The following is a 24,262-nucleotide window of genomic DNA, read 5'->3' on the forward strand; positions in this document are numbered from 1 at the left end:
GGGTTACCACAGGGTTAAAATGTGGATGCGACGGTTTCCCGGTGCCGGGTCTCGAACGATTCGCCCAGCAGGGCGACCAGACGTTCCGCCACGACTTCGGGCGGCTTTACCGAAGCCGGAGCCTCACCCGGATAGGCGCGGGCGCGCATGGCAGTGCGGGTGGCGCCGGGATTGACCACGGCGACGCGGACCTTCGAGGTGTTGCGGGTTTCCTCGGCATAGCAGTCGAGCAGCATGTCGCTGGCGGCCTTGGTGGCGGCATAGGCGCCCCAGAACGCGCGCGGCTTTTCCGCGACACCGCTGCTCAGGCCGATCACGCGGGCATCGTCGCTCTTGCGCAGGAGACCGTCGAAATTGGCGATCAGGGCCTGCGTGGCGAGGACATTGGTGGTCAGCGCCTTGTTGAAGGCACGCTGGTCGATGTCGGCCACGCTCGTCAATTCGGGCAGGACCGCCGCGTTGACGACGAGGATATCGAGCTTGCCCCAGCGCTGCGAGACGGCGGTGGCGAGGCGGGCGATGCCGTCCGGCTCGACCAGATCGACCGGCGCGATCGTCGCCGAGCCGCCCGACTGGTAGATCCGGTCCTCGATCGTTTCGAGTGCCTTGGTGTCACGCCCCGTCAGCAGGACATGCGCCCCGGCTGCCGCGAGCGCGACGGCGGTGGCCGCACCGATGCCCCGGCTGGAGCCGGTTACGAGTGCGACCTGACCTTCGAACGGCTTCCCGCCTGCATTTTCACTCACGCTGCGTTGCGCTCCCCGGCGAAACGGTCGGTGAAGTCCGTCAGCTTGGTGGGATATTCGCCCGAGAAGCAGGCGTCGCAGAACTGCGGGCGCTTCTTGTTGCGCTTATCCTCGCCGACCGCGCGGTAGAGACCGTCGATCGAGACGAAGGCAAGGCTGTCGGCCTTGATGAAGTCCGCCATGGCCTGGATGTCCATGTTGGCGGCCAGCAGCTTCGAACGCTCGGGCGTGTCGACGCCGTAGAAGCACGAATGCTCGGTCGGCGGGCTGGCGATGCGCATGTGCACTTCGGCGGCGCCGGCGTCGCGCATCATCTCGACGATCTTCATCGAGGTGGTGCCGCGCACGATCGAATCGTCGATCAGGATGATGCGCTTGCCTTCGACGATGGCGCGGTTGGCGTTGTGCTTGCGCTTCACGTCCGCGTGGCGGGCCGCGTCACCCGGCTGAATGAAGGTGCGGCCGACATAGTGCGAGCGGATGATGCCGAGTTCGAAGGGAATGCCCGACTGTTGGGCATAGCCGATCGCGGCAGGGACGCCGCTGTCGGGAACCGGGATCACGACGTCGGCGAGGGCAGGCGCTTCCTTGGCCAGCTCCATGCCGATCTGCTTGCGCACGCCATAGACCGAAAGGCCGTCCATCACCGAATCGGGACGGCTGAAATAGACGTGCTCGAAAATGCAGGGGCGCGGAGCCGGATTGCCGAAGGGGCGGTGGCTGGATATCGTGCCCTTGTGGTCGACCTGGACCAGCTCGCCCGGCTCGATCGAGCGGATGAACTCGGCGCCGATCACGTCGAAAGCCACGGTTTCCGAGGCGAAGACGGTGGCGTCGCCGATGCGGCCCATGACCAGCGGGCGGATGCCCAGCGGATCGCGGCAGGCGATCATGCCCTCGGCCGTCATGCAGATCAGCGAGTAGGCGCCTTCCACCATGCGCAGCGCGTCGACGAAACGGTCGAGCAGCGTGGGGTAGCGGCTGGTCGCGACAAGGTGGATGATCACCTCGGTGTCGGAGGTCGACTGGAAGATCGAACCCTTCGAAACCAGATCGCGCTTCAGCGTCATCGCGTTGGAAATGTTGCCGTTATGGGCGATCGAGAAGCCGCCCGCGGCAAGGTCCGCGAAGAGCGGCTGCACGTTGCGCAGCCCCGATCCGCCGGTCGTCGCGTAGCGGACGTGGCCCGAAGCCATGGTGCCTGGCAGGGTGTCCAGCTCTCGCTGGGAGAACACCTGCGCCACATGGCCGAGGCCGCGATGGGAGTGGAACTCCTCGCCGCTGAAGCTGGTGATGCCCACGGCCTCCTGGCCGCGATGCTGAAGGGAATGAAGCCCGGCCGCGGCGATGTTCGCTGCGTCCTTGGAGCCGATTACGCCGAAAACGCCGCACTCTTCGCGCAGCTTGTCCCCGTCGGCGTCTCGAAAGGGATGTGTCATGTTCATGGATGTCGTCCGGGCTGCCGTCGCGCCAAATCGCCCGCGCATTTGGAGCGAGTTGGCTTCAAATGCAAGGCCCAGCAGCGAAACGCCCGTGAGTCCGTGAGGACGGCGGCTTTGAGCGCCCTCGATGACGGCCTGATGACGATGCGAAGGAGCCGAATCGCACGCTGAGCGTTTGTGCTGCTTCTTTATGCGTCCATTCCGGATGCACTCCCGTTCATCCTGCCGACACGCGTGATATCCCATCAGCTTGCCAGCTTTCCGACATGTGCTTAATGCCGGGCTTATCTGCCCGATCTCAGACGGACCCGTCGCTTGATCCTATCCCCTTTCGAATGGACCATCGCCAAGCGCTACATGCTGCCCGGAAAGGGCGAGCGCTTCATTGCCCTCGTCGCCGGCATCAGCCTGGCGGCGGTCATGCTGGGCGTCGCCGCGCTGGTGATCGTCATGAGCGTGATGAACGGCTTCCGCGCCGAACTGTTCGACAAGATCGTCGGGCTCAACGGCCATGCGATCATCCAGGCTTACGGCGGTCGGCTCGACGACTGGCAGGGTGTGCTGAAGGACGTTCGCGCGACGCCCGGCGTCACCCGCGCCTCGCCGCTGATCGACCAGCCGCTGATGACCACCTTCAATGGCCGGGTCGAAGGCATTCTCGTGCGCGGCAACACCCGCGAAGATCTGGCCCGCCTCAACGACAAGGTCAAGGCGGGGAACCTCGCCGAACTTGCCGCGGGCAGCGACAATGTCGCGATCGGCTCCCAGCTCGCGCAGAACCTTGGCGCGCAAGTGGGCGACACGATCACCGTCATCAATCCGCTCGGACGCTCGACGCCCTTCGGCACGGTGCCGCGCCAGATCGCCTATCGCGTCGCCGCCATCTTCGAGATCGGCATCTACGACTACGACAAGGCCTATGTGGTCATGCCGTTACAGAATGCACAGACGCTCATGCTGTCCGGCGACGCCATCGGCATGATCGAAGTGACCACCAACAACCCCGACAAGGTCGGCGAAATCCTCGCGCCTCTCGAACGCCAGCTCAAGGGCCGGGCGATCGTCACCGACTGGAAGACCATCAATGCCTCGCTGTTCGAGGCGCTGGCGGTCGAGCGCGTGGCGATGTTCGTGGTGCTCTCGATCATCGTGCTGGTGGCTGTGTTCAACATCCTGTCCTCGCTGATCATGCTGGTGCGCGCCAAGACGCGCGACATCGCGATCCTGCGCACGATGGGCGCGACCCGGCGCTCGCTGCTCAAGGTCTTCGTGACGACCGGCTTCTGCATCGGCGCGCTAGGCACGGTGGCCGGTGTGTTGCTGGGCATGGTGTTCCTCTATTTCCGCCAGCCCATCGTCCATTTCGTGGAGATCGTGACCGGCCAGAACCTCTGGGATCCCTCGATCCGCTTCCTGACCGAGCTGCCCTCGCGGCCCGATCCGGTGGAGATCGCGGTGATCTGCGTGATGGCCCTGATCTTCAGCTTCCTCGCCACGCTCTACCCCGCCTTCAAGGCGGCGAGCACCGATCCCGTGCAGGTACTGCGTTATGAGTGATCCCGTCGTTCGCCTCGACAAGTTGACCCGCAGTTTCGAGCAGGGCGGTGTCCGCATCGATGTGCTGCGCGGCGTCGATCTCAACGTCCAGCCCGGAGAGATCGTTGCGCTGCTGGGGCCTTCGGGTTCGGGCAAATCGACGATGCTCCAGGCCATCGGCCTTCTCGAAGGCGGCTTCGGCGGCCGGATCGAGATTGCGGGGATCGATGCCTCGAAGCTCGGCAAGGACCGCCGCGCCGCGGTGCGTCGCGATCACATCGGCTTCGTCTACCAGTTCCACCATCTCCTGCCCGACTTCAACGCGATCGAGAACGTGGTCCTGCCGCAGCTCATCACCGGCAAGTCGCGCGAGGAATGCGAGACGCGGGCCACGGAACTGCTGGGCGCGCTCGGCCTCGGCCAGCGGCTGGACCATCGCCCGAGCAAGCTCTCCGGCGGCGAACAGCAGCGCGTGGCCGTTGCCCGTGCGCTGGCTAACAAGCCGCGGCTGGTTCTGGCCGACGAACCCACCGGCAATCTCGACGAGAAAACCGCCGACAAGGTCTTCGCCCAGTTCCTCGAACTGGTGCGCGGGCAGGGCAGCGCCGCGCTTGTGGCTACCCACAACGAGCGTCTGGCTGCGGCGATGGACCGCGTGGTAAGACTGCATGACGGGGTGCTGACCTGACGTTCCTCGCCTGACGTTCATCGGGGGAACATCGTTGATGGTCTAAGCGTTTTAGCTATCGAGGCAAGACGCGCGAAAGGAGCGTTTTATGAGCGACTTTCCCACTACCATCCAAGGCCATCCGGCGGGCGAAGGCACCGGCTGGAACGACAGTGCAGAACTGCACAAGACGGCCGACGGTGGGGGTGTATTCAACGTATTCAAGGCTATCCGCAGAGATACCGTGGCCAATCTGATCCGCTACGTCATGCATTTGCCCGAAGCGGACCAGGACAATTATTCCGTTCAGAAGGACGGTGACAGGCTGCTGGAAATCGGGGAGATACGCCGTCTTTATCGAAGGACGGATTTCCCTCATGGCGTCACCGGCTGAACCGCGCACGATCGCGGATTTCGAAGCGCAACTGCCCGGCGGCGAGGCGGTGAGTCTCGCCGACCGGCTCGGCAAGGTCTTGCTGGTGGTCAATACGGCCAGCAAGTGCGGCTTCACCCCGCAATATGCCGGGCTGGAGGAACTCTGGCGCAAGTACCGCGACCGGGGCTTCGAGGTGATCGCCTTCCCCTGCAATCAGTTCGGAGCGCAGGAGCCCGGTTCGGCCGATGAGATCGCGTCGTTCTGCGAGGTGAATTTCGGGCTCTCGTTCCCGCTCATGGGCAAGATCGATGTGAACGGCGACCATGCCGCGCCGCTCTGGACCTGGCTCAAGCGCGAGGCGCCTGGCCTGCTCGGCAGCAAGTCGATCAAGTGGAACTTCACCAAGTTCCTGATCGGCCGCGACGGCAAGGTCGTGCGCCGTTACGCTCCGACAGACAAGCCGGAACGCCTGGAGAAGGACGTCGAGGCGCTGCTCTGAAGGGCAGCGCCTCCCACGCTCAGTAGAATGCGCCGTAGATCACGTCGACGACGCGGCGACTCCGGCGATTCACCAGCAGGAGATCGGGGCCGTAACGGACCCAATAGTAACCCGCGGGCGGCGGGCCGACGCCGATCATGCCGTAATCCTGGAACAGGTAGGATGACGACAGGAAGATCGCCGGCAGCATCATATTGATCGACCAGCGGCGATATGTGTAGCCGCGCGGATATCGGTACGCCGGCGCGCGCATCGGCCGGAAGGTGCCCGGTCGGCCCGCGCGGTTCGCTCCCGGCTGACCGGGGCGGTATCCGCCTTGCGGAGGCCGGTGGTCATTGCCTGCGCCGGGGCGGCCCGGCTGGCCGTGGTTGCCGCCGGGCCGGGTGGGTTGCGGCTGGGGAACCGGCTGCGGAGCGGGTTGCGGCCTGTTGCTGCCCGCACCCGGATTGGTCGGCCTTCCGCCACCGGGCTGACCGGGACGATTGGCTCCGCCGCTACCTCCACCACCGGGCGGTCTCGCGCTCTGGCCGTGCGACCCATCGGGCCGGTTTTGCTGTGCCATGGCCGCGAACTCCAAAGGCAGGATGCCTTCGGGTGCCAGCAGGAGAGGGACGAAAGCGAGATAGGCGAACTTCATTCACGCGTCTCCAGAACTGCCGCTTGGACGAAAGACGTTAAGCGCCGGAACCGGCGCGGCATGTGCATGAATCCTCAAGGGTTCTTGAAGAAGCCGGAAGCGGAATGTCCGGCAAGGACAGGAACATGCGCGACCATGAGCCGATTTCCCGTCGTTTTCAAGGCGCTCTTTGGAGAGCGCGTGGCTGCGTTCCGGCAAGCTCAATCTGCGCCATTTTGGAGATGTCGTTCGCCCTATCCCCCGCCTTATCCCCAGACCCGCCTTGATCGGGGGTGGGGGCAATGCCTAAATTCCGCCGATGGCCCACGCACCTTTCGTACCGCTCCGCATCTTCTCCAGTTTCACGATGCTGGACGGCGCGATCGACCCCAAGGCCGCAGCCAAGCTCGCCAAGGAGCGAAACTTCCCCGCCGCCGCAATCTGCGACCGCAACGGTCTTTACGGCGCGCCGACATATGCCCAGGCCTGCAAGGGCGCCGGGGTGCAGCCGATCGTCGGCACCTTCCTCGCGGTTGCCCGTCCCGGCGCCGTGAAGCAGGGGCAGGACCGCCCGATCGACTGGCTGGCGCTCTTCGCCCAGAACGAGGCGGGCTGGCTCAACTTGTGCGATCTCGTCAGCCGAGCGCACCTCGACCGCCCGCTTCATCTCGAAGCCCATGTCGAACTGGATGACCTGCGCGGCCATACCGACGGCCTGATCTGCCTGACCGGCGGCGGCGAGGGCGCACTCGCCCGGCTCTACGCAGCGGACCGGGTGGAGGCCGCCGAAAGCTATTGCGACAGCCTGCAGGCGCTGTTCGGCAACCGCCTCTACATTGAGATCGCGCGCACCGGCGACGAGGCCGAGGACGGCAGCGAAGAGGACCTGATCGCGCTCGCCTATGCGCGGGATATCCCGCTCGTCGGCACCAACCCCGCGCAATATGCCGAAGCGAAGTTCCACGCCGCGCATGACGCCATGCTCTGCATCGCCAATTCGACCCAGGTCGATGCGGCCGACCGCCCGCGTTCCTCGCCGGAGCGCTGGGTCAAGCCGGTCGAGACGATGCAGGAAATGTTCGCGGACTTGCCCGAGGCACTGGCCAATACGCTCGTGGTCGCGCAGCGCTGCGCCTATATGCCGCCGCGCCGCAAGCCGCTGCTGCCCAGCCTCGCCGGTGACCTCGAAGGCGAAGCGCGGATGCTGGCGGACAATTCGCGCGCGGGTCTGGCCCAACGGCTGGCGCCCTACTGGCCGGACGTCACCGAGGAAGAACTCGATGCCGCCATGGCCCTCCAGGGCGAGGAGCGCGAGGCCGCCTACAGGGAGCTGGCCGAACGCGGCGTTACCGAGGATTTCCTCGATTATGCCAAGCGCCTCGATTTCGAGGTGCAGATCATCGTCGGCATGGGCTTCCCCGGCTACTTCCTGATCGTTGCCGACTTCATCAAGTGGGCCAAGGACAACGACATTCCGGTCGGACCGGGCCGTGGCTCGGGCGCAGGTTCGCTGGTCGCCTGGGCGCTGACGGTGACCGACCTCGATCCGCTCAAACTGGGCCTGCTGTTCGAACGCTTCCTCAACCCGGAACGCGTCTCGATGCCGGACTTCGACATCGACTTCTGCGAAACCCGTCGCGGCGAAGTGATCCGCTACGTCCAGAGCAAGTACGGGCACGACCACGTCGCCCAGATCATCACCTTCGGAAAGATGAAGGCCCGCGCGGTGCTGCGCGACTGCGGGCGCATCCTCCAGATGAGCTATGGCCGGGTCGACAGCCTCTGCAAGATGGTGCCCAACCATCCGACCGATCCCTGGACGCTGACCGAAGCCCTCCACGGCCGCAAGCAGCACGGCGTGACCAAGGATCCGCCGGTCGCCGAATTCCGCCGCGAATACGACGTCGACCACGAAGTGAAGCGCCTCGTCGATCTGGCCGTGCAGCTGGAAGGCCTGCCGCGCAACTCGTCCACCCACGCGGCGGGCGTGGTCATTGGCGACCGTCCGCTGGCGCAGCTGGTGCCGCTCTACCGCGATCCGCGCTCCGACATGCCGGTGACGCAGTTCGACATGAAGTCGGTGGAAGACACCGGTCTCGTCAAGTTCGACTTCCTCGGCCTCAAGACGCTGTCGGTGCTGAAGAAGGCCTGCGACCTCCTGGAACGCCGCGGCATCTCGATCAACCTCTCGACCCTCGCATGGGACGATACGGCGGTCTACGAGTTGCTCAAGCGCGGCGACACGGTCGGCGTGTTCCAGCTCGAATCGGAAGGCATGCGCCGCACGCTGGCGGCGGTGAAGCCGACCAACTTCGGCGACATCATCGCGCTCGTCTCGCTCTATCGCCCCGGCCCGATGGACAACATTCCGCTGTTCGGTCGCCGCAAGAACGGGCTGGAATCGATCGAGTATCCGCACGAGAAGCTCTCGGGAATCCTGAGCGAGACTTACGGGATCTTCGTCTACCAGGAACAGGTCATGCAGGCCGCGCAGATCCTGGCAGGCTACTCGCTGGGCGACGCAGACCTTCTGCGCCGCGCCATGGGCAAGAAGGTCCAGGCGGAAATGGACAAGCAGCGCCAGCGCTTCGTCGACGGCTGCAAGGACGTTTCGGGCATCGATGCGGCCAAGGCCAACGAACTGTTCGACTTGATCGACAAGTTCGCGGGCTACGGCTTCAACAAGTCGCACGCTGCCGCCTACGCGCTGCTGGCCTATCACACGGCCTGGTTCAAGGCCCACTATCCGCACGAATTCTACGCCGCCTCGATGTGCTTCGACATGCACCAGTCGGAAAAGCTGGCGATCTTCGTGGACGATGCCCGCCGCAACGGCATCCAGCTTGCCGCGCCGGACATCAACATGTCGGAAGCCGAGTTCTGCGTGGAGGAAACGCCGGACAGCCATGCCGTGCGCTATGCGCTGGCGGGTATCCGTAACGTCGGCGAAAAGGCGATGGAGGCGCTCGTCGCCGAGCGCGAGGCGAACGGCAAGTTCGTCAGCCTCGACGACGTGTTCCGCCGCGCCCCGGCCGGGTCGATGAACCGCCGCCAGCTCGAAAGCCTCGCTGCGGCGGGCGGTTTCGACGCTCTGGAGCCGAACCGCGCCAAAGTCCTTGCCAATGCCGACACTTTGCTGGCCGAGGCCGATCGTTCCTCGCGTGAGCGCAATTCCGACCAGAACAGCCTGTTCGGCGGTGACGATCATGTCGAGCAGGGTCTGCGCCTTGTCGAGGCGGATCCCTGGAACCGCACCGACCAGATGGCCAAGGAGCGCGAGACTTTCGGCTTCTACTTCGCGGCCCATCCGGTCGAGCAATATCGCGCAGTGGCATCGGCCAACGGCGCGCGGACGTATTCCAGTCTCATGACCGGCGGCGGCGCCGGTCGGACCGGCGCGGTCATGGCGGCCATGGTCGAGAATGTGCAGAAGCGGAAAACGAAGCGCGGCAAGGACTTCGTCATGGCCGACTTTTCCGACCAGTCGGGCAACTTCTCGGCTTCCTGCTTCGAGGAGAGCCTGGTCGAGAACTTCGTGCGGTGGTCGAAGGAAGACGCCTGCATTCTTCTCAACGTCGAGCTGGACAGCCCCAGCCCCGACGAGCCGCCCCGCGTGACGGTGCGCGGGGCCAGGCCGCTGAACGAAGTGAAGGCCGATGCGCGCATGCTGCTGACGCTCGATATCGACCGGGTCGAGGCGGTTCAGGAACTGGCGATGCTGATGCGTCCGGGCGCGCCGGGCTGCGGTGAAGTGGTGGCGACGCTCGATCTGGGCGAAGGGCGCAAGCAGAAGGTTCGGCTGGGCCGGGACTTCGCGCTGGACGGCGATTTCGCGGAGCATCTGGCCAGCGTGGCGGGGCTATCCAATGTTTCTCTGATCGCGCGGCGCGGCCCTGAAGGGCTTCGCCGCGCGGCCTGATCCGGTCCGCCGGTCAGGCTCAGTTGTTTTCGTTCTTGTTGAGGTTGTCGGCGGCGTTCTGCGCGGCGTCGCCTGCCTTGTCGGCCGCATTGCCGACACGGTTGGCAGCTTCGGAAATCGCGTCGTCCTTTGCGGTCTCGCTCTTCGTGCCCTGACTGAACAGGTAGATTCCGCCTGCCACCAGGATCAGCAGGATCAAGGCCATTACGATGCCCGTCGCCCCGCCGGAGCCGCGCTCACGGATGATCGTGGTGGTCGTCGTGGGCGCCTCGGGCGCGCGCTCTACGTTTACGGGGTCATCGGCCATGAGGTTTCCTGTCCAGTTCTTATCGTTGGGCAGGGAAACGTCCCAGTTGGCGTTAGGTTTCTGGCCGGTAGGCCGCTCAGGTCGTCACGCGGATCTGGCTGGCCGTGCCGACCCGGACATGGACCTGATAGTAGAATTTGCCTGATGGTTTCCCGTCGCTGGTGAAATCGATCCGCTGGCGCTGCGCCACGCCGCGCACGATCACGCGATGCCCCCGCAGGCGCTTGCGGACCCGGTCGAGATCGCTGGTGCCGACGAGTTGCAGCATCGCCGCCGGCGTCAGGGCTACCGTCAGGCAATTGCGGTCGCGATAATCGGCTTCGGAATTCAGGTAGAACAGGCCGTTCTGCTGCCCCACTTCGGCGACCGGCATGTCGAACATGCCCGCGACTCCGGCCTTGTCGCCAAGGTAGGAAGCATATGTCACGGCTTCGATCGGCGAGAGGCAGCCCCTGTCGCAGGAGAGCCTGAACGCCGGTTCGGCGGGGGGTCGGCTGGACGGAGGGGAGATGCTGGACACTACAGCATCAGCAAAAAGAGCGAGCGTTGCCAGGTACATGCCGTCTGTCTCCGGGAATGGAAGCGGCAGGCTATAACAGCGAGAGTTGACCGTCCAGCGACGGTCGGCGGAAACCGGAGCAATCGAGGATATGCGCGGGCCTCGCGAATCCCATGCGCTTCATGGCGATCTTGAAGCGGTGCCGGAACAGGTCCGCCCAGACGCCTTGCGGGCGCATCCGGGTGAAAAATGCCGGATCGTTGTCCTTGCCGCCGCGCATCGACTGGATCGTCGCCATGACTTTGCCCGCGCGGTCGGGGAAGTGGGCGTCCAGCCATTCGCGGAACAGCGGCGCGACTTCATGGGGCAGGCGGATCATGATCCAGGTCGCATGATGGATGCCCTGCTCGCGTGAGGCGGCGAGGATATCCTCCAGGAACGGGTCGGTGATAGAGGGGATGACCGGCGCGATCGAGACGTGGGCCGGAACGCCCGCCGCCGCCAGCTTGCCGAGCGCCGCGATCCGCTTGGCGGGCGCGGCCGCGCGCGGTTCCAGCAGGCGCGAGAGCCGGGCGTCCATGCTGGTCACCGAGATGGCCACGGATATGAGGTTCAGCCGGGCCATTGCGGCGATCAGGTCGAGGTCCTGCAAGACGCGGTCGGACTTGGTGGTGATCGTGACCGGGTGGCGCGCTTCCAGGCAGAGTTCCAGAATGCTGCGGGTGATCCGATAGCGCCCTTCGATCGGCTGGTAGGGATCGGTGTTCGTGCCCATGGCGATCGGGGCCGGGCGGTAGCTGGTTTTCGCCAGCGCCTCGCGCAGCAACCGCGCCGCATCGGGTTTGGCGAATAGCTTGGTTTCGAAATCGAGACCGGGGGAGAGGTCGTGATAGGCATGGGTTGGCCGCGCGAAACAATAGATGCAGCCGTGCTCGCAGCCGCGATAGGCGTTGATCGAGCGGTCGAAGGGAATGTCGGGAGACTTGTTGAAGGACAGGATGGAGCGTGGGTGCTCCTCGGTCACGGTGGTGGCGGGATGGCGGGCGGGGCCGTCGATATCCTCCATCGCGTCTAGCCAGTCGCCGTCCGCCTCCCGCTGGGGGAGATTGAAGCGCCGGCTCGCCTGGCCGCTGACGGCGCCTCTTCCCTTGTGGATTTGAGGATGGACTGGCATGCGACTCATATGAACAAAAAGAGAACAAAATGCAAGTCGAGCCGGCTTGGTTGATCTTGGATGCGCCAAGCCCTAGGCAGGCGCGCGAAAAGGAGATCCGATGGCAGGCGCAGCGCGCAGGATAGGGGCCGAGACATCCGCGACGCGGGCGCGCATCGTCGAGGCGACAGTCGAATTGATCCGGGACGAGGGTTACGCGGCGGCCAGCACGCGGCGCGTGGCGGCACGCGCTGGCCTCAAGCCTTCGCTGGTCCACTACTATTTCCCGACCACCGACGATCTTCTCCTCGAAGTGTGCCGGCAGGGCGCGGCGGACAGCGACCAGATGATCGAGGAAGCCTTGGCCTCGCCCGATCCCGTGCGGGCGCTCTGGGGCTTCTTCGTCGATACCAGCCGCACGGCGATGTCGCTGGAATTCATGGCGCTGGCCAACCATCGCCCGGCCGTTCGCGAGAAAATGGCCGAGCACAGCGTCGCCATGCGCAAACGGCAGGTCGAGATTCTCGAACATCTGGTGGGCGATCGCATGAAGGCGGTGGAAGGCTTCGATCCGGCAGGGCTCGCCGTGGTCCTGGCCGGCATCGGCCGCTGCATCGTCATGGAAGAAGGGCTGGGGGTCGACACCGGGCACGAGCAGGCGCGCGCCCTCGTCGAAGGGTGGCTCGATCGTCTTCAATCCTGATTTCAGGCATTCCCGACTCCGCAACAGCGATTGATCGCAGCGGCAAGCTCGCACGTCTTTGAACAGGTGTTCAGTTCATGGTATCGAACTTCCCTTGAGCCGCCCACCTAGCGGCCGAAGCTAACGGGAGAGTTCGAGAGATGTCGGTCGAGACCCAGACCAGGCTGAAGGCCGAAGAGATCAAGCCGAAGATCGGCAGCCGCGTCCTCAACACGAAAGAGGAACTGCTGGCCGGAGCGATCGCGACGGAAATCCGCGAGCTGCTGGAAGCGCGCGGGGTGCTGGTGTTCCCGCAGGTGAACTTCACGGACGAAGAGCAGGTCGCCTTCACCAAGACGCTCGGGACATTCGCGCCCGAGCGCAAGGGCGGCGAGGAAGTGATCTCCAAGATCACGCTCGACGCCAAGGAAAACCCGATGAGCGCCGAGTACCTCAAGGGCTCGCTCTACTGGCATATCGACGGCACCCGCAACGACGTGCCGATCCTGGCTTCGTTGGTGTCCTGCCGGGTGCCGAGCCCGCGTGGCACCGGCAATACCGGTTTCGCCAATACCTATGCGGCTTTCGAGGAGCTTCCGGCCGACAAGCAGGCCGAGTACGAGCAGTATCGCGTGGTTCACGGCCCCTGGGCCAGCCTCTTCTATTACGAGCCGGAACCGAGCCTGGCCAAGTTGCAGGGCTATTCCCAGATCGGCGAGCAGGAACTGCCGCTGGTGTGGAAGCACAAGTCCGGGCGCAAGAGTCTGGTGATCGGTTGCACTTCGGCCCAGGTGGTCGGCAAGTCCGCCCTGGAAAGCGCGATGATCATCCACGGCCTGCGCGAATGGGCGACGGGGGAAGGGTTCACCTACAGCCACGAATGGGAAGTCGGCGATCTCGTCATGTGGGACAATACCGGCACGATGCACCGCGCGGAAGCTTATGACCCGACTTGCGGCCGGATGATGCACCGCACGAAGCTCGAAGGCGAAGAGCCTTTCGAATAAGCAGCGTTCCGCCGGGCGGGGCCGCCTAGGCAGGACAAGAAAAAACCCTCCGCCTGCGAAGGCGGAGGGTTTTTTGTACCCCAGGTCCGAAGACCCGGGGTTCGAAAGCGAAAGGCTCAGCCCCAGTTCGCCATCTTGGCTTCGAGGTTCTGCACGATGGCCTCGAAGAACTGCTCGGTGGTCATCCAGTTCTGGTCCGGACCGATCAGCAGCGCGAGATCCTTGGTCATCTTGCCGCTTTCGACGGTTTCGATGCAGACCTGCTCCAGCGTCTCGGCGAACTTCACCACTTCCGGGGTCTCGTCGAACTTGCCGCGATAGGCGATGCCGCGCGTCCAGGCGAAGATCGAGGCGATCGGGTTGGTCGAGGTCGCCTTGCCCTGCTGGTGCTGGCGGTAGTGACGGGTCACGGTGCCGTGGGCGGCTTCCGCTTCGACGGTCTTGCCGTCGGGCGAGAGCAGGACCGAGGTCATCAGGCCGAGCGAGCCGAAGCCCTGTGCAACGGTGTCCGACTGGACGTCGCCGTCGTAGTTCTTGCAAGCCCAGACGAACTTGCCCGACCACTTGAGCGCCGAGGCGACCATGTCGTCGATCAGGCGGTGTTCGTAGACGATCTTGGCTTCGGCGAACTTTTCCTTGAAGCCTTCGGTGTCGAACACTTCCTGGAACAGGTCCTTGAAGCGGCCGTCATAGGCCTTGAGGATGGTGTTCTTGGTCGAGAGGTACACCGGCCAGCCGAGGTTGAGGCCGTAGTTGAACGAGGCGCGCGCGAAGTCGCGGATCGATTCGTCGAGGTTGTACATCGCCATGGCGACGCCCGGAGCCGGGAAGTCGAACACATCGAGGTCGATCTTCTCGCCGCTCTCGCCGTCCCACACCAGGCGCAGCTTGCCGGGGCCGGGGATCAGGGTGTCGGTGGCCTTGTACTGGTCGCCGAAAGCGTGACGGCCGACGACGATCGGGTCGGTCCAGCCCGGAACCAGGCGGGGCACGTTCGAGATCACGATGGGCTCGCGGAAGACGACGCCGCCGAGGATGTTGCGGATCGTGCCGTTGGGCGACTTCCACATCTTCTTGAGGTCGAATTCGGTGACGCGGGCTTCGTCGGGGGTGATCGTCGCGCACTTGACGGCGACGCCATGTTCCTTGGTCGCGTTGGCGGCGTCGATGGTGATCTGGTCGCCCGTCTCGTCGCGCTTCTGGACCGAGAGGTCGTAGTACTTCAGATCGATGTCGAGGTAGGGGAGGATCAGCCGTTCACGGATCCATTCCCAGATGATCCGCGTCATTTCATCGCCGTCCATCTCGACGATGGGATTCTTGACCTTGATTTTTGCCATTCCGGAAAACTCCCCTGGAGATGAGAATTGGGGGTCTCTTAGGCAGGCGTGGTGCGGCTGGCAAGGCGAGACAGGGACGTCCCGCCCGCTTTGCGCGGTGGCGGAGTTGCGTCGCTTGCATGGATTTGGCCAGGCCGGGCCGGCGACGGAAAATCGCGGCGGTCGAAAAAAGAAAACCCCGCTAAGTCAAAGACTTGCGGGGCTCTTTCGAATGGTGGGCGTAGCAAGGATTGAACTTGCGACCCCTACGATGTCAACATAGTGCTCTACCACTGAGCTATACGCCCGCACCATTCGGTCAGTCCGTTGCGGCTCCGTAGTGCCGCTCGGTGGAGTGGGCCTCTAACGGTGAGGCCGGAGCTTGGCAACCGGTTTTTTCAAAAAAGTTTCACGAGCCTGTGGGTAGTCCTGTGGATAGCTGGATTTACAGCCGTACATGCTCGGAAAGGCCGAAGAGGCGCTGAACTTCCATAACGATATCACGCAGATGGAAGGGTTTGGAAAGCACCTTGGCATGCGGCGCTTCGCGTCCCGCGCGCAGCGATACGGCCGCGAAACCGGTGATGAACATCACTTTCGTCATCGGGGAAATTTCGGCGCAGCGCTGCGCAAGCTCGATTCCATCCATCTCGGGCATGACGATATCCGAGAGCAGGAGGTCGAAATGTTCGTTCTGGAGATAGGGCAGGGCTTCGGTTCCCCGGTCTACCGCCAGCACCTCATAGCCGGCGTTCTCCAGGGCGCGGGCCAGATAGGTGCGCATGGCCTGGTCGTCTTCGGCAAGCAGGATGCGGATCATCGCGTTTTCATGTCCAAATTCGTTGTTGGCGTGTCGTACGCTGGTACGGGCGCTCCTATGAGCCAAGACATATACCTTGTCCGGTTAAAATTCTTGTTCGGAATGTTTACCTGACCGGGAACGGGACGCTTTGACAGGTGCAGGCGAAAGGGCCAGCTTGAAGACATGATCGATCCTTCGGGCGATAATGATTCGCAACAAGGTTCCGGCGGGCATATTCCCGATGCTCCCGGCATTCCTGCCTTCGTTCTGTCCGGGCAGGAGCCTTCCGCCATACCCGTGCTGATTGCGGTGCCTCATGCAGGCAGGGCTTATCCTGCGCGGTTGCTGGAGGGAATGCGCAAGCCCGGTGCGGTCTGTGTCAGGCTGGAGGACCGCTTCGTCGACCGGGTTGCCCGAGGGGTGGCGAAGGCGACCGGTGCGCCCTTGCTGCTCGCCCAGGCGCCGCGGGCGATGATAGACCTCAACCGCGCGCCCGACGATATCGACTGGGAGATGGTAAAACGGACTTCGCCCGCCGAGGGGCGGCGGTCGCTGCCCAGTCGCCGTGTAAGGAGCGGCCTGGGCCTCATTCCGCGCCGTCTTTCCGGTTTTGGCGAGATCTGGCGAGGGCGGCTTGAAGAAGCCGACCTTCGGGCGCGTGTCGATCTCGTGCACGAGCCTTATCATGCGGCCCTGTCCCGCGCGCTGGCCGGACTGTGCGATCGGTGGGGGGCGGCGCTGCTGCTCGATCTCCATTCGATGCCGCCGCTCGTGCCGCGCCTCGGGACCGAGCCTGCCCGTTTCGTGGTCGGGGACCGGTTCGGGGCAAGTTGCCACGGCAGTCTTGTCGGCACGGCCTTCTCGCACTTCGCGGCTGAGGGCTGGGAGGCGGCGCACAATCGCCCTTATGCGGGAGGCTACGTGCTGGACCGACACGGTGCGCCCGGCGAATCGATCCATGCCATGCAACTGGAAATCGACCGCAGCTGCTATCTCGATTCGCAGCTTTTGGAGCCGGGGGCAGGCATGGAGCCGATGATCGATCTGGTGTCGGGTCTGGTTCGGCGACTGGCAGCTACCGTCTGCGAACTGGCGCAGGGACCGGGCGGCAGGCGCTGGGCGCAGGCGGCGGAATAGCCGTGGTGCAGGATGCCAAAGCGTCCTGCGGCTGCCTCGAATATACTGATATCGTGGGGAATGCCTGCCTGTGCGGTGGGCATTAAAAAACCACCTCGCGCGATGCGCGAGGTGGCCAAGGTTCAGGGAGGAGGTGCACGATGTGCACCAGCCTGACCGGGCCATGAGGGTAGCGCCGATCAGGTAGCCCTAACATAGCAAGCCTGATGGCACATTCAACCCCTAGAATGAAGTAGGCGACATATCTTTTGCAAGCGCGTGTTTGAGGAGCGTCGCATAATGGCGCGGGGGTGTGACAAAATTGTCATAAATCCCCGTGCCGGGCATGTCGCCTGCCTTATTCCATCAGGCGGCCGGGAGAACCTGCGGGCCCTTGCCCTGCGAAACCTGGCGGCCGAAGATTTCACGCACGAGATCGAGCGAGAAGAGGTGGGCGTAGATCAGCGGCAGCATGCCGTTCTGGTTCCACTGGCGCAGCACGTCGCCGCGCACTTCGCGCAGCTTGGTCTCGTCGACCATCTGGAAGCCGCGATAAGTGAAGGGCTGGCCGGTGCCGATATCGATGTTCAACTCGCCGTCCATCAGCAGGTTGTGCTTGGCCAGTTCCGCCATGAAGTTCGCGGTCTTGGTGCCGGCGATCTCGAAGTTCTCGCAGAACTGGAGCATGTTCTTGGTGGTGTCGGTCGGCTCGGCCGGATCGGCATCGGTGAACAGCGCCTCGCCATCTTCGCCTTCGCCAACGAGATCGCTGGTCGGGTCGACGCAGAGCGACAGCTCTTCGGCATCCGGACGCAGGCGGGCCAGCATGAAGGGATAGCGGCGCGCATAAGCCGGGATGTAGACCGGCGTGTTCACGGTGCCGTCTTCATCGACGTAGACGTTCACGCCTTCGTTCATGCCCATCAGGATCAGCGGCACCGGGTTTTCGCCCGCGGTGAAGATGATCGGGAAGTTACGCTGGGCCTGCGGGAATTCCTCGACGGTCAGCGGAATCGAGTTCACGCCGACGAGCCAGGTCGCCTTGTCGGTGGAGCGGGTCTTCCAGGTGGCGTGCTGCTGCGAGTTGAGCGGCACGAGGTCCTTGTAGAACAGGGGCAGGGCAGGATTCTGCGGCGCGGTGGCCATTGCGTTACTCTCCGCAAGACATGGAAATTTTGAAGGCGACGCTTTAGAAGCTGGACGGGGCCCGCGCAAGCGCGCTGACCCGCTGAAACGGGGATATTGGGCGAGTCGGGCGCCAGTTTAAGCGGTGGCCTTCCCGACGCGCGCGAATCCTTCCGTTCAGATGAGCTTTCCGGGGTTGAAAAGGCCCTGCGGATCGAGCGCCTGCTTGACCGCGCGAAGCATGGAAAGGGCCACAGGATCGCCCAGCCGCGCCAGTTCGTCGCGCTTGAGCTGGCCGATGCCGTGCTCGGCGGAAATCGAGCCGCCCCATTCGGTGACGAGATCGTGGACATAGCGGCTGATCGTCTTGCCCTCGTTTGCCTGCCAGGCCGGGCCGTCGGTCACGCTGGGGGCGATGACGTGATAGTGTACGTTGCCGTCGCCGAGATGGCCGAAGGCGATGGCCTCGGTGCCGGGCCATTTCGCCTCGATCATCGGGATCGTCGTTTCCACGAAATCCGGCATTTTCTCGACGGGAACCGAAATGTCGTGCTGGACCGCCGGGCCGCGCGCGCGCTCGGCGGGGGAGATCGATTCGCGGATCAGCCACATGGCCTCGGCCTGGGCTTCGCTGGATGACATCGCCGCGTCTTCCAAGAGTTCCGCCTCGAAGGCATCGGCCATCATCGCCTCGCAGCGGTCGCGCAAGGTGGCGGCGGAAGAGCGGTCGGCGACGACTTCGATCAGGACGTGCCAGGCATGAGCCTCGGCCAGCGGTGCGCGGGCATCGGGCAGATGATCGAGAACGGCTTCGAGGCAGGCCTGGGGCAGGACTTCGAAGCCCTCCAGTGCCTCGCCCGCCGCCACCTCGCAGTGGAGCAGCAGTTTGCGCGCAGTGCCGAGCGAGGGAACGCCCGCCCAGATCACCACGCGCTCGGCCACGGCGGGCTGGAGTTGCAAGGTCGCGGCAGTGACCACGCCCATCGTGCCTTCGGAACCGATCAGCAATTGCTTGAGATCGAACCCGCGATTGTCCTTCTTGAGCGGGGTCAGCATCGAGAAGATCTGTCCGTCGGCGAGAACTGCCTCAAGCCCCAGCACCAGCGCGCGCATCGAGCCGTGGCGCAGGACCTGGGTGCCCCCGGCATTGGTGGAGATCAGGCCGCCGACCGTCGCCGACCCTTTGCCGCCTAGCGACAGGGGGAACCGCAAGTCCTGCGCCTCGGCCGCTTCGTGCAGGGTCTGGAGCACGACGCCGGCCTCGCAAGTGACTTGCCGCGCTTCGGTGTCGAGTGCGCGAATCGCGTTCATCCGCCGCAGCGATAGGATCACCGCTGAGCCGGTGGCATCGGGGGTGGCGCCCCCGGACATGCCGCTGTTGCCGCCTTGAGGGACGATCGGCACGCCATGACGGGCGCAGAGCCGAACCAGTCCCGCCACTTCCTGCACATCGGCGGGCGAGGCGAGGGCAAGCGCCTTGCCAGTATAGCGCCCGCGCCAGTCGGTGAGCCAAGGCGCCAACAGGTCGGCATCGGTGGTCAGTCCGCGCGGACCGAGGAGGTCGAGTGCTTCGGCGAGGAAGTCGGCATTGTTCGTCGTCATGAGAGCGCTATGACACAGGCGCGAAAGGGTTTCATCCCAGCAGTTTGCGGGATATCGCCTTCCACGTGCGTTGTGCCGAGTTAAGCGCTGGTTCAAGCTCTTGGTTTAACGCCAAGTGATCGTGGGCTAGCTGAACCTGCATCCGGGGATCGTTTCTTTTCATGAATCTCGCTTCCGTCCTGCTCTATCCCTTTGCGCTGCTGCTGCCCGCAGTTGGCTTGGGCGGCGCGCGCACGAAGCAGGATGATCGCCGGGAAGTGACGACGGTGCCCGCGGTGCCGGAGCAGCAGGGCTATGTCTGGCCCGACGAACTGCCCGATTCGCCAAGCGCATGGCCTTTTGCCGCCGAGGCTTTCGAGCATGTCGAGCCGGACAGTGCATGGCAGGTGCGAATCGAGCAGCGCATGACGATTCGCATCACCCCGCGCGCGCAGATGCCTTCGCCGCCGGACATGCTGATGGGCATGCCGGGGCGGGGCGATGCACCGCGCTATTCTGAGCGCAAGATCGGCAAATGCCTGCCGATGTCGGGCATCGCCGGAGTTCAGCCCGATGGCCAGAGCCGCCTGCTGCTGTTCATGCGCGATCGCCGCGTAGTGGGCGCGGATCTCGAGCGCGGCTGCCGGGCGGGGGCGTTCTATTCGGGCTTCCTCCTCTCGCGCACGTCGGACGGGCAGCTTTGCGTCGATCGCGACGAATTGCTGTCGCGCAGCGGAACGACCTGCAAACTGACGCGGATCCGCCAGTTGGTGGTGGCCGGTCGCTGAAAAGAGATAACGCCGGTTTGTACGCCGAATCGCCATGCTTGCGCGGATTTCCTTGACTTCTGCGGGATTTTCCGCATAGGCGGCGCGCAGGTGTACGATTGGCATGCGCGTGGATCGATTGATTCGTGGCTCGCTGCCGCGCCGCGACATTTTCGAAGTACCCCGTATTTCTCGCAAGACTCCTGCCAACGAGACCTGTCTGTCTATGAACTTTGCCGATCTCGGCCTTTCCGACGAATTGCTGCAAGCGGTGGAAACCGCGGGCTATAGCGAGCCGACTCCGATCCAGGCGCAAGCCATTCCTCCGGTCCTGATGATGAAGGACCTGATCGGCATCGCCCAGACCGGCACCGGCAAGACGGCCAGCTTCGTGCTGCCCATGATCGACATTCTCGCCCACGGCCGCCGCCGCGCGCTGATGCCGCGCTCGCTCATCCTGGAGCCGACGCGCGAGCTGGCCGCCCAGGTTGCCGAGAACTTCGAGAAGTACGGCAAGAACCACGACCTCAAGATGGCGCTGCTGATCGGCGGCGTGCAGATGGGCGACCAGCTCAAGGCCCTGTCCGCCGGTGTCGACGTCCTGATCGCCACCCCCGGCCGCCTGATGGACCTGTTCGAGCGCGGCAAGATCATGCTGACCGGTTGCGAACTGCTCGTCATCGACGAGGCGGACCGCATGCTCGACATGGGCTTCATCCCCGACATCGAGACGATCTGCTCGAAGCTGCCGACCAACCGGCAGACCTTGCTGTTCTCGGCGACGATGCCGCCGGTCATCAAGAAGCTGGCGGATCGCTTCCTGTCGAACCCCAAATATATCGAAGTCGCCCGTCCGGCATCGACGAACACCAATATCGTCCAGCACAAGGTTGCCGTGCAGACGCGCAAGAAGCGCGAAGTGCTGCGCCACCTGCTGCGCAATGACAACGTTTCGACCGCGATCATCTTCGCCAACCGCAAGACCACCGTGCGGGAACTGGCCAAGAGCCTCAAGGGCCACGGTTTCGCCGCGGGCGAGATCCACGGCGACATGGACCAGCCGGCACGTCTGGCCGAACTCCAGCGCTTCAAGGACGGCACGGTCAACATTCTCGTCGCCTCCGACGTCGCCGCGCGCGGTCTCGACGTGAAGGGCGTGAGCCATGTCTTCAACTTCGACACGCCCTGGCACCCCGACGACTACGTGCACCGTATCGGTCGTACCGGCCGTGGCGGCGCTTCGGGCCGGGCCTTCACGTTCGTGTCGCCGGAAGATGCCGAAGCGATCGACAACGTCGAGAAGCTGACCGGCGGCAAAATTCCGGTCTACGAAATGCCCGCCGCCGAAGCGGTCGAGGCACCGAAGGCTCGCACCCGCGAGGAAAAGCCCAGTACGCGCGAAGAAAAACCACGCCGCGAGAAGCGCGAGCGTGCGCCGGTTCGCGAAGAGCGTTCCGCACAGCGCGAGGAACGTCAGGAAGTCCGCGAGGAACGTCCTGCCTTCCGCGAAGAGCGGGCGCCGCGCCGGGAAAGCCGTGGCGACGAGCAGCGCCGCGAGCGTCGGGCCGACGGCAATCGTTCGCGTCGCCGCGAGGAAGAGCCTGCGGACGATGGCTGGAACGGCCCGATCCCCGAGTTCCTGAGCGTTTCCGCGCTGGCCTGACACACGCTTCGGGGGCCTTGCAGTCCCCGGTCAGTCACCGAAAACATCGCAAGACCCGCAGCCGAAAGGTTGCGGGTCTTGGCGTTTTGGGGACGTCAGGCCGGTTTCACGAAGCTGTCGAGCACGCGCTTGGCTCCGGCCTGCTCGAAGTCGATCTCCAGCTTGTTGCCTTCCTGTCCGGTGACTTTGCCGTAGCCGAACTTTTCGTGGAAGACGCGGCTGCCGATGGCGACGTCAGTGCGCGGCTTGGCCGCGAAGCTGGCGGCGCTGCGAGTCGATTCGGCGATCTTGCGCGGCGCGGCATCGAATTCCCGCGCGGCGGCGCGCTGCCAGCCGGGACCGCGCGTGACCGTGCGGGCGGGCTGGGCGCGGGCGACTTCAGCGAAAGGATCGTTGTGTTCGCTCCACTGCGCCCGCCAGAGCGAGGCGCCACCGGAGAGCGTGGTCTCGCTGTCGACATGATCATCCGGCAGTTCGGCAATGAAGCGCGAGGGGATCGAACTGGTCCACTGGCCGTAGATGCGGCGGTTGGCGGCATGGAGGATCGTGCACTTGCGCCGCGCCCGCGTGATCGCGACGTAGGCAAGGCGGCGCTCTTCCTCCAGGCTGGCGAGCCCGCCTTCGTCCATTGCCCGCTGCGAGGGGAACACGCCTTCTTCCCAGCCGGGCAGGAACACGTTGTCGAATTCCAGCCCCTTGGCGGCGTGCATGGTCATGATCGTGACCTTTTCCTCGTCCGAGGCCGCCTCGTTGTCCATCACGAGGCTGACATGTTCGAGGAAATCACCAAGGCTCTCGTATTCTTCCATGGCGCGGGCAAGTTCGACGAGGTTTTCGAGTCGTCCGCTTGCCTCGGGCGTCTTCTCGGCCTGTAGCGCGTCGGTATAGCCGCTCTCGTCGAGCACGGTGCGCAGGAGGTCGGCGGGGTTTTCGGTGCCGGAGAGGTCGCGCCAGCGCGCGAAGTCGCGCATCAGGGCCAGGAAAGTGTTGCGCGCGCGGGCGGGCAGTTCGTCGGTATCGGCGATCTCGATCGCGGCCATGGCGAGCGGAATGCCCCGGCGTCGGGCGAGCGTGTGCAGCGCTTCCAGCGCCTTGGCGCCGAGGCCGCGCTTGGGGGCGTTGTAGATGCGCTCGAAGGCGAGGTCGTCGGCAGGCTGGGCGATGACGCGCAAATAGGCAAGGGCGTCGCGGATTTCGGCGCGCTCGTAGAAGCGGAAACCGCCGACGATGCGGTACTTCATGCCGATCGAGATGAAGCGGTCTTCGAACTCGCGGGTCTGGTACTGCGCACGCACGAGGATGGCGATCTGGTCGAGCGGCGCGCCTTCGCGTTCCAGCCGCTCGATTTCGTCGCCCACGCGGCGGGCTTCCTCGGGCGCGTCCCAGACGCCGATCACGCGCACCTTGTCGCCCGCGTGACGCTCGGTCCACAGCGTCTTGCCGAGGCGCTGGGTATTTTCGCCGATCAGGCCCGACGCGGCGGCGAGGATTTGCGGGGTGGAGCGATAGTTCTGCTCCAGCCGGATCACCTTGGCGCCGGGGAAATCCTTCTCGAACTTGAGGATATTGGCCACTTCCGCGCCGCGCCAGGAGTAGATCGACTGGTCGTCGTCACCCACCACGCAGATGTTCTTGCGGACCTGCGCGATCAGGCGGAGCCAGAGGTACTGGACCTGGTTGGTGTCCTGATACTCGTCCACCATCACGTATTTGAAGCGCTGCTGGTACTGCTCCAGCACGTCGCGGTCGGTGCGCAGGATGTTCAGCATGTGGAGCAGCAGATCGCCGAAATCGCAGGCGTTCACGGCCTTCAGGCGGTCCTGGTAGAGCTGATAGAACTTCTGCCCGCGGCCATTGGCATAAGCCTCGTTCTCCGCCGCATCGAGATCGCCGGGATTGAGGCCGCGGTTCTTCCAGCGATCGATGCAACCGGCGAGTTGCCGCGCGGGCCAGCGCTTCTCGTCCAGCCCTTCGGCCTGGATCAGCTGCTTGAGCAGGCGGAGCTGATCGTCGGTGTCGATGATCGTGTAGTTCGGTTGCAGGCCGACGAGCTCAGCATGTCGGCGCAGCATCTTGGCGGCGATGGCGTGGAAGGTGCCGAGCCAGGGCATGCCCTCCACCGCCGGGCCGACCAGCTGGCCGACGCGCTCGCGCATCTCGCGCGCGGCCTTGTTGGTGAAGGTGACGCAGAGGATCTCGCTCGGCCAGGCCAGACGGCTGCGCACGAGATGCGCCAGCCTGCGCGTCAGCGCCGCCGTCTTGCCGGTGCCCGCACCCGCCAGCATCAGCACCGGGCCTTCGGTGGTCAGGACCGCTTCGCGCTGCGGCGGGTTGAGCCCTTCGATCAGCGGGTCGGAGGAAGGCTCGGGCAGGGGGGATTGCAGATCGTTCACCCGCGAACATCTAGAGAACGGGGTTCGGCGGCGCAAGGCCGCTTCGC

At 64.6% G+C, this 24,262-nt stretch carries 21 protein-coding genes and 1 tRNA gene; 10 read left to right on the plus strand and 12 right to left on the minus strand.

Annotated elements, in window-relative coordinates; genetic code table 11:
* Positions 1-14: 14 nt before the first annotated feature.
* Together V7066_RS13385 and purF are read right to left on the minus strand one after the other, a co-directional pair.
* Complete coding sequence (locus V7066_RS13385) at positions 15-746, minus strand: SDR family NAD(P)-dependent oxidoreductase (RefSeq protein WP_334183540.1); 732 nt, start codon at positions 744-746, stop codon at positions 15-17.
* Complete coding sequence (gene purF / locus V7066_RS13390; protein ID WP_334183541.1) at positions 743-2,191, minus strand: amidophosphoribosyltransferase; 1,449 nt, start codon at positions 2,189-2,191, stop codon at positions 743-745. The genes V7066_RS13385 and purF overlap by 4 nt, the downstream gene beginning before the upstream one ends.
* 312 nt (positions 2,192-2,503) lie before the next feature.
* On the opposite strand from purF, the gene V7066_RS13395 reads away from it, so the two are divergent.
* The 4 genes from V7066_RS13395 (at position 2,504) to V7066_RS13410 (ending at position 5,266) form a co-directional block, all read left to right on the plus strand.
* Positions 2,504-3,745 (plus strand): lipoprotein-releasing ABC transporter permease subunit, encoded by a 1,242-nt coding sequence (locus V7066_RS13395; protein WP_334183542.1) that lies wholly within the window; start codon positions 2,504-2,506, stop codon positions 3,743-3,745.
* Positions 3,738-4,412, plus strand: coding sequence for an ABC transporter ATP-binding protein (locus tag V7066_RS13400; protein WP_334183543.1), 675 nt, complete (start codon positions 3,738-3,740; stop codon positions 4,410-4,412). The genes V7066_RS13395 and V7066_RS13400 overlap by 8 nt, the downstream gene beginning before the upstream one ends.
* 88 nt (positions 4,413-4,500) lie before the next feature.
* Positions 4,501-4,785 (plus strand): hypothetical protein, encoded by a 285-nt coding sequence (locus V7066_RS13405; protein ID WP_334183544.1) that lies wholly within the window; start codon positions 4,501-4,503, stop codon positions 4,783-4,785.
* The gene (locus V7066_RS13410; protein WP_334183545.1) at positions 4,769-5,266 is read left to right on the plus strand and encodes a glutathione peroxidase; all 498 of its coding nucleotides are present in this window, start codon (positions 4,769-4,771) and stop codon (positions 5,264-5,266) included. Before V7066_RS13405 ends, V7066_RS13410 begins: the two co-directional genes overlap by 17 nt.
* Positions 5,267-5,285: 19 nt before the next feature.
* On the opposite strand, the gene V7066_RS13415 is transcribed toward V7066_RS13410, so the two are convergent.
* Positions 5,286-5,903, minus strand: a complete 618-nt coding sequence (locus V7066_RS13415) for an RcnB family protein (protein WP_334183546.1) — start codon at positions 5,901-5,903, stop codon at positions 5,286-5,288.
* 298 nt (positions 5,904-6,201) lie between these two features.
* Here V7066_RS13415 and dnaE point away from each other — a divergent pair, with 298 nt between their 5' ends.
* On the plus strand, positions 6,202-9,801 hold the full coding sequence (gene dnaE / locus V7066_RS13420) for a DNA polymerase III subunit alpha (protein WP_334183547.1): 3,600 nt from the start codon (positions 6,202-6,204) through the stop codon (positions 9,799-9,801).
* Between the two features lie 19 nt (positions 9,802-9,820).
* On the opposite strand, the gene V7066_RS13425 is transcribed toward dnaE, so the two are convergent.
* The 3 genes from V7066_RS13425 to V7066_RS13435 all read right to left on the minus strand — a co-directional run bounded on the left by V7066_RS13425 (position 9,821) and on the right by V7066_RS13435 (position 11,781).
* A complete protein-coding gene (locus tag V7066_RS13425; protein ID WP_334183548.1) occupies positions 9,821-10,108 on the minus strand; it encodes a hypothetical protein in 288 nt (95 codons plus the stop codon).
* Positions 10,109-10,184: 76 nt separating this feature from the next.
* Entirely contained in the window at positions 10,185-10,535 is a 351-nt protein-coding gene (locus V7066_RS13430; RefSeq protein WP_334183549.1) for a hypothetical protein, read from the minus strand.
* A 163-nt stretch (positions 10,536-10,698) separates the two neighbouring features.
* Positions 10,699-11,781 carry a PA0069 family radical SAM protein gene (locus V7066_RS13435; RefSeq protein WP_334183550.1) on the minus strand — a complete coding sequence of 361 codons (1,083 nt, stop codon included), beginning with the start codon at positions 11,779-11,781 and terminating at the stop codon, positions 10,699-10,701.
* Between the two features lie 100 nt (positions 11,782-11,881).
* On the opposite strand from V7066_RS13435, the gene V7066_RS13440 reads away from it, so the two are divergent.
* Together V7066_RS13440 and V7066_RS13445 are read left to right on the plus strand one after the other, a co-directional pair.
* A complete protein-coding gene (locus V7066_RS13440; RefSeq protein WP_334183551.1) occupies positions 11,882-12,463 on the plus strand; it encodes a TetR/AcrR family transcriptional regulator in 582 nt (193 codons plus the stop codon).
* 140 nt (positions 12,464-12,603) lie between these two features.
* Positions 12,604-13,449, plus strand: coding sequence for a TauD/TfdA dioxygenase family protein (locus tag V7066_RS13445; RefSeq protein ID WP_334183552.1), 846 nt, complete (start codon positions 12,604-12,606; stop codon positions 13,447-13,449).
* 116 nt (positions 13,450-13,565) lie between these two features.
* On the opposite strand, the gene V7066_RS13450 is transcribed toward V7066_RS13445, so the two are convergent.
* The 3 genes from V7066_RS13450 to cpdR all read right to left on the minus strand — a co-directional run bounded on the left by V7066_RS13450 (position 13,566) and on the right by cpdR (position 15,588).
* Positions 13,566-14,789, minus strand: coding sequence for an NADP-dependent isocitrate dehydrogenase (locus V7066_RS13450; protein ID WP_334183553.1), 1,224 nt, complete (start codon positions 14,787-14,789; stop codon positions 13,566-13,568).
* A gap of 212 nt (positions 14,790-15,001) precedes the next feature.
* Positions 15,002-15,076: transfer RNA gene (locus V7066_RS13455), tRNA-Val, on the minus strand.
* A gap of 137 nt (positions 15,077-15,213) precedes the next feature.
* Positions 15,214-15,588: a cell cycle two-component system response regulator CpdR gene (gene cpdR / locus V7066_RS13460; protein ID WP_147219209.1), complete on the minus strand. Its 375-nt coding sequence runs from the start codon at positions 15,586-15,588 to the stop codon at positions 15,214-15,216.
* Between the two features lie 165 nt (positions 15,589-15,753).
* Here cpdR and V7066_RS13465 point away from each other — a divergent pair, with 165 nt between their 5' ends.
* Positions 15,754-16,707: an N-formylglutamate amidohydrolase gene (locus tag V7066_RS13465; protein WP_334183554.1), complete on the plus strand. Its 954-nt coding sequence runs from the start codon at positions 15,754-15,756 to the stop codon at positions 16,705-16,707.
* Positions 16,708-17,052: 345 nt separating this feature from the next.
* Here V7066_RS13465 and V7066_RS13470 read toward each other — a convergent pair whose 3' ends face one another.
* Together V7066_RS13470 and V7066_RS13475 are read right to left on the minus strand one after the other, a co-directional pair.
* The gene (locus V7066_RS13470; RefSeq protein WP_334183555.1) at positions 17,053-17,832 is read right to left on the minus strand and encodes a SapC family protein; all 780 of its coding nucleotides are present in this window, start codon (positions 17,830-17,832) and stop codon (positions 17,053-17,055) included.
* 156 nt (positions 17,833-17,988) lie between these two features.
* Positions 17,989-19,413, minus strand: a complete 1,425-nt coding sequence (locus V7066_RS13475) for an FAD-binding oxidoreductase (protein ID WP_334183556.1) — start codon at positions 19,411-19,413, stop codon at positions 17,989-17,991.
* A gap of 161 nt (positions 19,414-19,574) precedes the next feature.
* On the opposite strand from V7066_RS13475, the gene V7066_RS13480 reads away from it, so the two are divergent.
* Both V7066_RS13480 and V7066_RS13485 read left to right on the plus strand, forming a co-directional pair.
* On the plus strand, positions 19,575-20,180 hold the full coding sequence (locus V7066_RS13480) for a hypothetical protein (RefSeq protein WP_334183557.1): 606 nt from the start codon (positions 19,575-19,577) through the stop codon (positions 20,178-20,180).
* 205 nt (positions 20,181-20,385) lie between these two features.
* Positions 20,386-21,822 (plus strand): DEAD/DEAH box helicase, encoded by a 1,437-nt coding sequence (locus tag V7066_RS13485; RefSeq protein WP_334183558.1) that lies wholly within the window; start codon positions 20,386-20,388, stop codon positions 21,820-21,822.
* Positions 21,823-21,917: 95 nt separating this feature from the next.
* On the opposite strand, the gene V7066_RS13490 is transcribed toward V7066_RS13485, so the two are convergent.
* The gene (locus V7066_RS13490) at positions 21,918-24,215 is read right to left on the minus strand and encodes an ATP-dependent helicase (RefSeq protein WP_334183559.1); all 2,298 of its coding nucleotides are present in this window, start codon (positions 24,213-24,215) and stop codon (positions 21,918-21,920) included.
* Between the last annotated feature and the right edge of the window lie 47 nt (positions 24,216-24,262).

Origin of the sequence: Novosphingobium sp. (assembly GCF_036820275.1) — a bacterium.
Classification (GTDB): domain Bacteria; phylum Pseudomonadota; class Alphaproteobacteria; order Sphingomonadales; family Sphingomonadaceae; genus Novosphingobium.